This is a genomic window from Roseburia sp. AF02-12 (assembly GCF_003461765.1).
GTDB lineage: Bacteria > Bacillota > Clostridia > Lachnospirales > Lachnospiraceae > Roseburia_C > Roseburia_C amylophila.
Genome location: NZ_QTXS01000001.1, coordinates 959,257 through 971,277 on the forward strand (window position 1 = coordinate 959,257; position 12,021 = coordinate 971,277).

Annotated in this window: 10 protein-coding genes; all 10 read right to left on the reverse strand. The window is 40.9% G+C overall.

From position 1 onward, the window contains the following. Positions 1-17: 17 nt before the first annotated feature. The 10 genes from DV740_RS04760 to DV740_RS04805 all read right to left on the reverse strand — a co-directional run bounded on the left by DV740_RS04760 (position 18) and on the right by DV740_RS04805 (position 11,959). Entirely contained in the window at positions 18-602 is a 585-nt protein-coding gene (locus DV740_RS04760) for a hypothetical protein (protein WP_117698308.1), read from the reverse strand. Positions 603-847: 245 nt separating this feature from the next. Next, positions 848-2,452, reverse strand: coding sequence for an MBL fold metallo-hydrolase RNA specificity domain-containing protein (locus tag DV740_RS04765; protein ID WP_118057794.1), 1,605 nt, complete (start codon positions 2,450-2,452; stop codon positions 848-850). Between the two features lie 92 nt (positions 2,453-2,544). Continuing rightward, positions 2,545-3,285, reverse strand: a complete 741-nt coding sequence (sigE, locus tag DV740_RS04770) for an RNA polymerase sporulation sigma factor SigE (RefSeq protein ID WP_118057795.1) — start codon at positions 3,283-3,285, stop codon at positions 2,545-2,547. Positions 3,286-3,321: 36 nt separating this feature from the next. Further along, on the reverse strand, positions 3,322-4,122 hold the full coding sequence (locus DV740_RS04775; RefSeq protein WP_118057796.1) for a sigma-E processing peptidase SpoIIGA: 801 nt from the start codon (positions 4,120-4,122) through the stop codon (positions 3,322-3,324). A 329-nt stretch (positions 4,123-4,451) separates the two neighbouring features. After that, positions 4,452-5,687, reverse strand: coding sequence for a cell division protein FtsZ (gene ftsZ / locus DV740_RS04780; RefSeq protein ID WP_118057797.1), 1,236 nt, complete (start codon positions 5,685-5,687; stop codon positions 4,452-4,454). 156 nt (positions 5,688-5,843) lie between these two features. Further along, on the reverse strand, positions 5,844-6,593 hold the full coding sequence (locus DV740_RS04785) for a cell division protein FtsQ/DivIB (RefSeq protein ID WP_118057798.1): 750 nt from the start codon (positions 6,591-6,593) through the stop codon (positions 5,844-5,846). Positions 6,594-6,596: 3 nt separating this feature from the next. Continuing rightward, positions 6,597-7,718 (reverse strand): putative lipid II flippase FtsW, encoded by a 1,122-nt coding sequence (ftsW, locus tag DV740_RS04790; RefSeq protein ID WP_118057799.1) that lies wholly within the window; start codon positions 7,716-7,718, stop codon positions 6,597-6,599. Positions 7,719-7,724: 6 nt separating this feature from the next. After that, entirely contained in the window at positions 7,725-9,086 is a 1,362-nt protein-coding gene (gene murD / locus DV740_RS04795; protein WP_117698313.1) for a UDP-N-acetylmuramoyl-L-alanine--D-glutamate ligase, read from the reverse strand. A gap of 19 nt (positions 9,087-9,105) precedes the next feature. Beyond that, entirely contained in the window at positions 9,106-10,059 is a 954-nt protein-coding gene (gene mraY / locus DV740_RS04800; protein ID WP_117698314.1) for a phospho-N-acetylmuramoyl-pentapeptide-transferase, read from the reverse strand. Between the two features lie 94 nt (positions 10,060-10,153). Next, complete coding sequence (locus DV740_RS04805; RefSeq protein ID WP_242988810.1) at positions 10,154-11,959, reverse strand: peptidoglycan D,D-transpeptidase FtsI family protein; 1,806 nt, start codon at positions 11,957-11,959, stop codon at positions 10,154-10,156. Between the last annotated feature and the right edge of the window lie 62 nt (positions 11,960-12,021).

The window sequence follows — 12,021 nt, forward strand, 5'->3', positions numbered from 1 at the left end:
CGGATTTTTATTTTATCCTATGCTCCGGCTGTAAATGTCGGTAGTTTCTCAATGACTTCCTGCAACGGACTCCAGTTCATCAGTTCTTCCTTTTCATCCTCTCTCTTGAAAGAAATCCCATTTTCCTTTTTCTGCTTTCTCTTTTCTGCACTTTCCTGAGTTCCCGGCAGTCTGCTATAGGCACCGGATTTATGGAATTCATCTGACACCCTGTTTACTGCTGCTACAATATATTCCTTATCCGGATCATTGTCCGATATACCGGAAACAGCGGTGGATACAATACGGTTTGCTTCTTCTTTGCTCTTTGCAGTTTTCAGCTCGTTCTCCACTTCCTCTGCAATCATCTGAATCCGTATCGCATGGGCATATGCAATGGGGTCATTTCTTTGAAGCCATGAAAGTTCTTCTTTGGTCAGCTTCTTTCCAGCCTCTAATTTCCGTTTGATTTTCGCCATTTTTTCCTGTTTTGCTTCTTCACTTTCTTCTGCCACATTATTATCATAAATGCATTTCAGCATATACTGCGGCAATTCCTCCACCGTAGATACCTTCTTTGTATCCTGCTCCGTATTGGAAAATAAATTCAGTCTGACTGCCATCGCATTTCCTCCTGATTTCGTAATTTGTTCCTTGCATTTTATCTTACACTTATATATCGGAATATTTCTTCTTTTTCCATAGTCATTTGAAAATGCTTGACAGCAAGTAGCGAGAAACACGCTTTGCGAGTTTCTCGAGTAAAAAAAGACATCCGCACCGGCATTTTCCCGGATACGAATGTCTTTTCTGGTTACTTTTCATGATACTTTTCTATTTCTTTATTTCCAAGTTCCTTTTCAACTTCCTATCTGTCCCACTTATCTGCCAGAGAATTAATCTGGTCAGCAAATTTGGCAAGGTCCTTATTTGGGATACCTTCATTCTTCTGAATGACACTAAGCAGCCTCTGACCCGCCGCCAGCAGTCTTGCAAACACATTAGAGGATGCCTTTGCCGGTTTGTCTTTCTTCTTTTCAACCAGTTCACGGCTTCCTTCATGAACACAGACATTTTCTAATAAGTCATAGGTATCACCACTATATGGTGCAACCGCCTGATAGCCTAATTCCGTATGCAGATGCTCTGCAAATTCATCACAGACCTTATCCTCACCATGTACCACAAAGACACGCTTTGGTGGATTTTTAAATGCAGATGCCCATTTTGTCAGCATATCACGGTCTGCATGGCCACTGATACCAGGAAGATTTAAAATTTCTGCATGTACCTGAATATTTTCACCGAAAAGTTTTACTTCTTTGGCTCCATTCAAAAGTGCATGACCCAAGGTTCCAGGTACCTGATATCCTACAAACAGAATCGTGCTTTCCGGTCTCCACAAATTATGTTTTAAATGATGGCGGATACGGCCAGCCTCACACATACCGGAAGCAGAAATGATAACCAATGGTTTCTTGCTGAAGTTAATCATTTTGGATTCATCACTGGTAACAGACGTTTTCAGTCCCGGGAATCCAATCGGATTAATACCCTGCTCCACTAATTTCTTTGCCTCATCAGAGAAGCAGTCTTCTACACTCTTATGGAAAATATTTGTTGCTTCCACAGCCAGCGGGCTGTCGATATAGGCCTCAAAATCTTCAAACTCCGGCAGCAGATGTTCTGTCTTAATCCGTCGCAGATGATATAGCATTTCCTGTGTACGACCTACAGAAAATGCCGGAATGACAAGATTACCACCTCTTGCAAATGTCCGCTTAATTACTGCCGCAAGTTCCGGTGCATAATCCGGCGGATCTGCATGTATCCGGTCACCATAAGTGGATTCAATCAATACATAATCTGCTTCATCGATAAACTGCGGATTTTTAATCAATGGCTTATTGCCATGACCGATATCTCCGGAAAATACAATTTTCACAGTCTTATCTTCTTCCGTCAGCCATACCTCAATGCTGGATGAACCAAGAAGATGTCCGGCATCTACAAACCGGATTTTTACTCCATTACAGATTTCAATGATTTTATTGTAATCACATGATACAAAATGCTCTAAAACCCCCTGTGCATCATCCATATCGTAAAGAGGCACTACTTCCGGTAATCCGGCTCTCCTAGCCTTACGGTTTCTCCACTCTGCTTCAAACATCTGGATGTGTGCACTGTCCTTTAACATGATATTACAAAGTTCGCTGGTTGCTGTTGTCGCAAATATCTGTCCCCGGAATCCATGACTATACAGCAATGGAAGTAAGCCTGAATGGTCGATATGGGCATGTGTTACAAACACATAATCAATATTAGATGCATTCACCGGAATCTCCTGATTCACATATAAATCCGGTCCCTGCTCCATACCACAATCCACCAGTATCCGCTTATCCTGACATTGCAGAAAATGACAACTTCCAGTTACTTCATGTGCAGCCCCTAAAAACTCCAATAACATAATACCATCTCCTCGCCATCTCTTTATTGTCGAACTTATGATAGTATTATTTTATCATATTGGACAAAAAATGTATACATTTTCTTTCTTTTTTATTCAAATCGCACAATTTCTTTCTTCAATCGTTTCATAATCTTTTTCTCCAGCCTGGAAATATAAGACTGGGAAATTCCTAATAAATCTGCCACCTCTTTCTGGGTCAGTTCATTACCGTTTTTCGAATTGATGCCAAACCGCAGTTCAATAATTGTCCGCTCCCTGCCGTTTAAATGCTCAATTGCTTTATTCAAAAGCTTCTTTTCAACCTCAGTCTCAATATCCCGGTAAATGACATCTTCATCTGTTCCTAAAATATCCGAAAGTAGTAATTCATTTCCGTCCCAGTCCACATTTAACGGCTCATCAATGGATACCTCTAATTTCGTCTTATTATTTCTACGCAGATACATCAGAATTTCATTTTCAATACATCGGGAGGCATAGGTTGCAAGCTTGATATTTTTTTCCGGATTAAAAGTATTAATTGCCTTGATTAATCCGATGGTTCCAATAGAAATCAAATCCTCCACTCCTACTCCCGTATTGTCAAATTTCTTCGCTATGTATACTACAAGTCTCAGATTATGCTCGATTAATTTCTTTCTTGCAGTCTCACTCTGCTCTTTCACCAATTGTCCGATACATTCCATTTCCTCTTTCGCCGGAAGCGGTGGCGGCAGCACCTCTGCCCCTCCGATATAGTGAATCTCCGTCTCCTTACGAAGCAGCATATCTTTTAAACTACGCACAATGCGAAACTGAAAATGCTCCGGTATATCTACTTTTAAATACATTACAACTCCTCTTTCCTCTCTTATTCACATTCCATCCTATAGCAGATGGCAATTTAAAATCATCTGATATTCCTTCTTTTGAAACAACGATGGACTTCCAAGTGCAATCACCGCCTGTAAAATCTGCCGCTCTTTTTTTCCTTCTTTAATATAAAGTTCTTCTACGGTAAGTGCTTCTACCAAGCCGTTTTTCTCTCCCATACTGCTAAATGGCAACAGTCGTACTACCGGCTCATCTTCCCGGAAAATCGGCATCAGAAGCTCTTTATCTATGATACTGACCGGTTTTCCCACATAGGGGTCGATCAGCAGATTTCCGGTATCATAATAGGCTTCTAACAGCAATTCATGTTCATGATAGCAAAGACGCACCTGATAAAGATGCCGGCTTCTCTCCTTTCTGCTGCGCCATATTATGGATGCTGACACAGCAATTCCCGCCGTCAGCACCATTGCCAGATAAAAATGCTGCCCATAAAAAAGGCTCTTATTGAGCCACTGCATGCAGCCTCCTGTCAGAATCGAAAACAAAAAACAGCCAAGCCAGTTTTTTATCAGAAAAGCGACTCTTTGTGTCGTATGTTTCCTCGTAAAAAATGCAATCATAACCATGCCAAGCGGAACCGGTACATACATAATCAGCCGATACAATCTATAGGATGAAAGCATCAGAAAACAAATGACTCCCATACCACTTCCAAATAAGGCAGCAAGCAGTATCCTGCCCTTATGTATGAGATTCCGCAAAAATATGCCTGTCAGGAACAGATTCAGCACATCCATCAGGAAACTATTGACAAAAAGAACATCTAAATATATCTCATAAATACATGCCACCTCCCTTCCTTTCCTGCATTATACAAACTTTCCTCTGCATATTTTGTCAAAACAGATGCAGCCATTCTTTCATTTCATTGACAGAATCCGACTGCCCGGCAGGGAAGTTGCAAAAGAAACGTAATGCACTCTGCAAATCTTACCGTAAGAAGCTGCCACCGGCAGCTTCTTACGGATGCCTGACAACGAAAAAAACGCTTAGAACAATGGCTGTCACCAGTATCTGGTACATTTCAAATGTTCTAAGCGTCGTATCATATAGGAACTTCAAATTCCTTTTCTACTCTTACACTATAATTTTATTGCTATCCTTTTCAAAATGATAGTTCTTATTTTTTGGTACTCTTTAAGAACTCCGGAATTTTAATATCCTTCTCATGAACAGTACTTTCCGGTCTCTTTGGTTTGGTAATTCCAATAAATGGAGAAGCTGTCGGAGCTGGCTGCTGTGCAGCAGTCTGTCCCAGAGTAGATGTTGCTCCGAAACTGCTGTTGGTTGTAACATTAGCAGTACGGTTTACAAGTCCGGAATTAATGACCGGTCTGGTGGTTGCTGCTGTATTTGGATATTTCAATCCGGACATAAGATTAGAAGATGCAGTGGTTTTTGCTGCATTCTCTTCCAGTCCTGTTGCAATTACAGTAATCGTTGCAGCATCTGTCATAGTCTCATCATATTTTGCACCAAAGATAATATTTGCATTATCGCCGGCAAGATCTTCTACATAGCTTGCTGCATCATTGGCATCCATAAGAGAAATATCACCGGAAATATTGATAATAACATGGCTTGCTCCATTGATAGTTGTCTCAAGCAATGGACTGGTAACAGCCAGTTTGACTGCCTCAATTGCCTTATCATCACCCTTAGCCATACCGATACCGATATGTGCAAGACCCTTGTCCTTCATAACAGTCTGAACATCTGCGAAATCAAGGTTAATCAATGCCGGCATATTAATCAGATCTGTGATTCCCTGAACCGCCTGCTGAAGCACCTCATCTGCTTTCTTTAATGCATCCGGGAAGGTTGTTCTGCGGTCTACAATCTCTAATAATTTATCATTTGGAATTACAATCAAGGTATCTACATTCTCACGAAGCTTGTCAACACCGCTTAAAGCATTTACCATTCTTGCTTTTGCTTCAAATTTAAACGGCTTAGTTACAACACCAACGGTAAGAATTCCCTGATCCTTTGCAATCTTTGCCACAACAGGAGCTGCTCCTGTACCGGTTCCGCCACCCATACCACAGGTTACGAATACCATATCTGCACCTTCAATAGCTGCTGACAACTCTTCCATACTCTCTTCTGCAGCTTTGGCTCCAACCTCCGGCTGTGCTCCTGCTCCAAGTCCTTTGGTAAGCTTCTCACCAATCTGAATCAACGTAGGTGCTTTACATAAAAGTAATGCCTGTTTATCGGTATTTACTCCAACAAACTCAACACCACCAATATTTTCATCAATCATTCTATTTACTGCATTATTACCTGCACCACCAACACCAATTACAATAATTTTAGCACTGGATTCTGCTTCTGTTGTTTTAATTTCAAGCAAGGTAGTTCCTCCTTCTCTCCCTCATTCTATATGTAATCTATGAGAAATCTGCTTTACAGATTTCTCATAAAAAGTATGCCTTTATTTACTCATATACTCTATCATATAATTTTTCGTAAAAATAATCAACCTATATTTTCTGTTTTTTTGAAAAAATTACGCCGTCTTTTCAAAAGTAATATCTGTGGTATCTTCTGTCCAGTCTTCCAGATGAAGAATGCCTGTAAGTCCTTCCAGATTTGGCATAATTTTCTCCATACGAACTACTTTTTCCGTAAGGCTGGTTGCCTGTCCAAGATTCACCGTAATCGTTCCGTACTGCAGGGTCACGTTTCCCTGGTCATCATAATTGATGGTATCCGGAACCAGATTATACTTCTTTAAGGTCTGGGTTACTGCCAGCAAATCCTTTAGGGTATCTTTTCCGCTTACGTCAAGTTTTTCATAAAGCACTGCATCCCCACAAGCCAGTCCGGTAATCTGCGGTACTCCTTCGATGACATCTGTAGACATTTCCACTACAAAGCCATCTTTGTCAAAATAGACATTCTGTCCCAGGGAATCCATATATAAGTAGCCCAGCAGTCCTTTTTCATATACTTCTACATGAAGGGTATGCGGTGATTTGACACTCACCTCCATCGTATCAATAAACGGAACTTTCTGTGTATCAAAGAAACGATATTTAAAATATACATATAATGTATTCCAGGAATAGTCATCATTTAAGACCCATTCCTTAATCTGCTCATCACTGTATAATTTATTGCCTTCTACTTCGACATTTTTTACGGTAAATACCTTGATTACAATGAGTGCTGCCAGTGCCAGAATCAACAGTGTAGTCAGAAATCCAATCAGGATATGTTTTCTTCTTCTCTTCTTTCTGCGTTCTTCTCGTATCATATCCTATCCCTCCAACTGAATTCCTCTGGAAACACTTAACGCAAGTCCCATTTCTGCTAAGAGGAATGATGCCGAAGTACCACCATAACTGATAAAAGGAAGTGTGATACCGGTATTTGGAATACTGTTGGTTACAACGGCGATATTAAGGATTACCTGAATGGCAATGTGAGCCATAATACCAACCACCAGCAATGCACCATATAAATCTTTCGCATTATTGGCAATTACCATAAAACGCCACAGCATTAAGATAAACAGCAAAATCAGGCAGATTGCTCCGAATAATCCAAGCTCCTCACAGATGATGGAAAATACCATATCATTCTGCGCTTCCGGTACGAACCCAAGCTTCTGCATACTGGCACCAAGTCCTTTTCCAAAAAGTCCTCCAGAACCAATGGCATATAAGCCCTGCATGGTCTGATAACCTTTATCATAATTCTCCGGATGGAGCCAGATTTTGATACGTTCTGCACGATAGCTTGCCAGTACAATAAAGACTGCTCCGAAAGCGAATACTGCGATTGCCATTCCCACAAACTGCGCATATTTCGGGCTTGCCACGAACGCCATTGCCACTGCGATACCCACAATGATAATCGCGGTACTTAAGTTCGTATAAGCAACCGGTCCAACCAGCGGAAGCAGTAAAACCATTACCTTCATCAGTTCCTTCAGATCGCCAATCTTCTTTTGCATGCGGCTGATTACCGTTGCAAGAAAAATAATGACAGCAAGCTTTGCAAACTCAGATGGCTGGAAAGAAAGCGGACCAAGGCGGAACCATCTGGTAGAACCATTTCCATTCGATCCTAAAAAGATAACGGAAACGCACAGTAAAAATGCGCCTATGTATGCCACACCATACAGTTTCTTCCACACATGATAATCAATCTTGGAAATCACAAACATGGCAGCAAATCCAAGGCAGCATGCAAATGCCTGCCGCTTTAGATAATGAGTTCCATCGCCATACTCAATCTGTGCATTATAAGAACTGGTGCTGTACAGCATAACCAGACCAAAACACACTAAGAAAATAATAACAAACAAAAGTGTATAGTCAAAATATTTAATTGTCTTTTCTTTTGTGCCTGATTTTCTTCCCGGTCTGCGGCCCATAAATCACTACTCCTTTAAATTGCGCACCAAATCCTTAAATATTCTTCCTCGTTCTTCGTAGCTTTTAAACATATCCCAGCTTGCACATGCCGGTGATAATAATACGGCATCACCGGAAACTGCATTGTCATAGCAGATATTTACTGCCTCTTCGAGACTGTCTGCGAATACATACTCTGTAAATCCATGTCTCTTTGCACAGTCTGCAATCTTCTCTTTTGTTACTCCGATTAATACTAATTTCTTTACTTTACCATCGAAGCTTTCTATCCATTCATCATATTCAGACTGCTTATCATAGCCACCGCCAATGAGAAGTGTCGGACGGTTCATTGCCTGAATTCCCTTAATCGCTGCATCCGGGTTTGTTCCCTTGGAATCGTTATAGAATTTTACGCCACGTTTCTCCGTAACATATTCAATTCTATGCTCTACTGCCTGGAACTCACGCAGTGTTTTTACAATGACATCCATCGGTACTCCGATACTTATGGTCATGGCAACTGCCGCCATAACATTTTCATAATTATGGGTTCCAAGAATATTTAGCTCATTGACATCAATGACTTCTTCCTCTTTGCCCTCAGAGACATAAATAATCTTCTCACCATTTAAATAACATCCATTCTGTACCGGCTTTTTACTGTCAAACCAGAGCACTTTCATGGATAAGGATTCCCCAAATTTGCGAAGTACTTCATCCTCATAATTTAAGACGCAGACATCGTTTGCTTTCTGATTCTTTGTAATGTCCTCTTTTGCCTTAATATAATTTTCCATGGTATGATGACGGTTCAGATGATCCGGTGTAATATTTAAAATAGCAGATACATCCGGAGCAAAATCTACAATTGTCTCTAACTGGAAACTGCTGATTTCTGCTGCTGTTACCGTTTCTTCTGTGGTATCTGCCGCTACCGATGTATATGGAATTCCAATATTTCCTACGACTTTTACATCCTTAAAGTAATTGGATAAAATTTCTCCCACCAGTGTAGTGGTTGTCGTCTTGCCATTCGTTCCTGTAATTGCAAGGATTTTTCCTTTTGCCACCTGATAAGCAAGCTCAATCTCACCAATAATGGTAATTTTCTTATCACGCATGGCATTTACCAATGGTAAATCGGTTGGAACACCCGGACTTAACACAACAAAATCCAGTTTATCCATCACTTCTTCCGGAAGGGTGCCCACATAGATTTCTGCCTTGGCAAAGCTCTCCGATTTTTCTTTGATTTCTGCTACACTCTGCTTTTCATTTCCTTCAAAAACGAAAATATTCGCATTCTGTTTTTCTAACAGCTCTGCTGCAGCAATTCCACTTTTCCCAGAGCCAAATACCAGTACATTTTTCTCCTGAAATTCCATTTTATTCACTCCTGTCTCTTTATAATCCAATCAATGCAACCAGACATAAGATTGCTGTTACAATTGAAAATACTGCCACTACCCTGGTCTCTGACCAGCCACCTAATTCAAAGTGGTGATGAATCGGAGCCATACGGAAAATTCTCTTTCCACCTGTTTTTTTAAAATAGGTTACCTGAATGATAACAGATAATACTTCTACCAGATAAATCAGTCCCACAATCAGAAGGAAAATTGGCATCTGAAGCATATATGCGGTAGCTGCCACAAATCCACCCAGTGCAAGAGAACCGGTATCTCCCATAAATACACTTGCCGGATATACATTAAACAGAAGGAAGCCCATCAATGCACCTACTACAGCACAGGTAATCGGTTCGATTCCGCTGTTGGTTCCCACTGCAACTACAGTAAAGAAGGTTGCTACGATAATGGTTACGCTGGTAGCAAGACCATCTAAGCCATCGGTAAAGTTGACTCCGTTTACAGTTCCGATTACTGCAAAATACATGACCGGAATTGCAAGCCAGCCAATATTCCAGTATTTTCCACCGGAAAATGGAAGCAGCATTGTAAGGGAAACATCTGAAAACTTCACCATGTATACCACAAAAACAGTGGTCACTACAAGCTGGCATAACATTTTCTGCCATGCAAGCAGTCCATCCGACCGTCTCAGTACAACCTTCAAATAATCATCTAAAAATCCAATTACGCCAAATCCTACTACCATAAAGAGAATCGGAATAATCTTCGGATAATCTTTTACATAAATCAGACTGGTTACAATAATACTTGCGATAATCATCAATCCACCCATGGTAGGGGTTCCCATTTTCTTCTGATGGGATTCAAGCTCTTTCCGCTCCGTCTGACCAACTTTCAATCTTCTTAAAAAAGGAATTACGACCGGTCCTAACAATGCACTCACTGCAAAAGCGATAATAACCGGAAGAATAACATGATACGTCATAACTGCACCTCTTTTTATTTTCTTTTTGTATATCATTTCAACTTATCTAGTATACGTTATTTAGAGATTTCCTGCAAGATATCTTCCCAAAGTTTCACGGATTTTCCTGAATTTCCGCATCTTCTGTAACCAGTGCCTGCTCAATGCCAAGATATGGCAGAATATTGGAAAACAAATCCCGGCAGACCGGTGCTGCTATGGTTCCACCATAATAAACGCCTTGTGGATTATTGATAATAATTAAGGCAAGTACCTGCGGATCGTCAGCCGGAGCAAAACCTAAAAAAGAAGAAATATACCTTTTTTCACTACGTGGAAGCGTCTGGGACGTTGCGGTTTTGCCGCCAATAGAAAAGCCTTCAAGAGCCGCATTCTTTCCACTGCCCTCAGATACTACTTTTTCCAGCAAATAGCGCATGGTGGTGGAAGTTTCTTCGCTTACAATATGTTCCTTTTGTCCATAGACAAAAGTATGTGTCACTTCTCCTTCTGCATTTTTCGTCTCCACGCCAAAATGCGGCGTCACACGGTTTCCTCCATTTATAATAGAGGAAACCGTAGTTGCAAGCTGAATCGGTGTAATCTGGAAGGACTGCCCAAAGGACATGGTTGCAAGCTCCACCTGACCGATATTTTCTCTTTTATGCATAATGGTGGATGCTTCCCCCGGTAAATCTATATTTGTCCTGGATAATAAACCAAACTGTTCAAAATAATCGCAGAAGCGGTCGGAACCGATACGAAGTCCGATTTCTATGAATACCGGGTTGCAGGAATTCATAATGCCATGGGTAAAATCCTCTGCCCCATGCCCTCCCACTTTATGGCAGCGGATTCTCCTGTCCTCCACAATCTTATATCCCGGACAGTTAAACTGGTCAGAAAGACTTACTTTTCCCTCCTCCAAGGCTGCGGATGCTGTTATTATCTTAAAAGTGGATCCCGGTTCATAAGTGTCATTGATGCACTGGTTTCTCCACATTTTATTTAAAGCATCCTGCTTCTCCTCTTCACTCAATTCCGTGTCAATCTCCGTATTTAAGGTAAAAGGTTCATTGAGATTAAACTCCGGTTCATTTACCATGGCAAGGATTTCGCCATTCTGCGGATTCATCACAAGGATGCTGACACTGTCTGCCTGTTTTTCCTCCCGTACCTTTACTGCTGCCTGCGCTGCATACATCTGGATATTATAATCAAGACTTAAATAAAGGTCATCTCCTTCTACCGGCTCACTCCGCCTCTCTCCGGCATTTTTGATCTCTACGCCTCTGGCATCTGTCAATGTAAGTATCTTTCCATTGATGCCCTCCAGATATTCATCATATTTTACTTCTATTCCGACAATTCCCTGATTGTCTCCGCCAGTAAATCCGATTACTTTAGAAGCCAGTTCATTATAAGGATAATACCGTTTATAATCTTCATCGATCTTCACGCCCGCCAGTTCATAGGCTCGAATCGCATCTCCGGTTTCTTTCTCCACATTCGTCTTAATCCGTTCAATGGAACTAACCTTCTCTACCCGCTTCCGCACTGTCTCTTCTGACATGCCAAGCTCTTTTGTTAAAACTGCAATTACCTTTTCCGGGTCTTCTATCTGGCTGTGAATCACAGAAATCGTACATACCGTCTTATTTTCTGCTAAAACCACACCATTTCTGTCATAAATATTCCCTCTTGCCGCCTTGATATCCCTTTCTCTTTCATGGAGGTTCTCAGCCCGGACCCCATAGTATTCTGAACAGAATATCATAAGATACACCAGTCGTCCCATCAGAAATACCATCAGCAGTAATACTGCCACAAAAATAATCATAATTTTTCGTCGGTTAAAGGTTTTATTCCGATAGATGCAAAATCTGTTTTCTTCTTCCTCCTGCATTTTTTGCTGAAACATAAAAACATAACCTCATAAAAGCAGTTATTATAATCTATTACAACTTTTACAAGGTTATGTTG

Bases quoted from the DNA above. Each gene is read 5' to 3' on its own strand.
- DV740_RS04760 (WP_117698308.1), bottom strand. From the start codon at position 602: ATGGCAGTCAGACTGAATTTATTTTCCAATACGGAGCAGGATACAAAG.
- DV740_RS04765 (WP_118057794.1), bottom strand. From the start codon at position 2,452: ATGTTATTGGAGTTTTTAGGGGCTGCACATGAAGTAACTGGAAGTTGT.
- sigE (WP_118057795.1), bottom strand. From the start codon at position 3,285: ATGTATTTAAAAGTAGATATACCGGAGCATTTTCAGTTTCGCATTGTG.
- DV740_RS04785 (WP_118057798.1), bottom strand. From the start codon at position 6,593: ATGATACGAGAAGAACGCAGAAAGAAGAGAAGAAGAAAACATATCCTG.
- ftsW (WP_118057799.1), bottom strand. From the start codon at position 7,718: ATGGGCCGCAGACCGGGAAGAAAATCAGGCACAAAAGAAAAGACAATT.
- murD (WP_117698313.1), bottom strand. From the start codon at position 9,086: ATGGAATTTCAGGAGAAAAATGTACTGGTATTTGGCTCTGGGAAAAGT.
- mraY (WP_117698314.1), bottom strand. From the start codon at position 10,059: ATGACGTATCATGTTATTCTTCCGGTTATTATCGCTTTTGCAGTGAGT.
- DV740_RS04805 (WP_242988810.1), bottom strand. From the start codon at position 11,959: ATGTTTCAGCAAAAAATGCAGGAGGAAGAAGAAAACAGATTTTGCATC.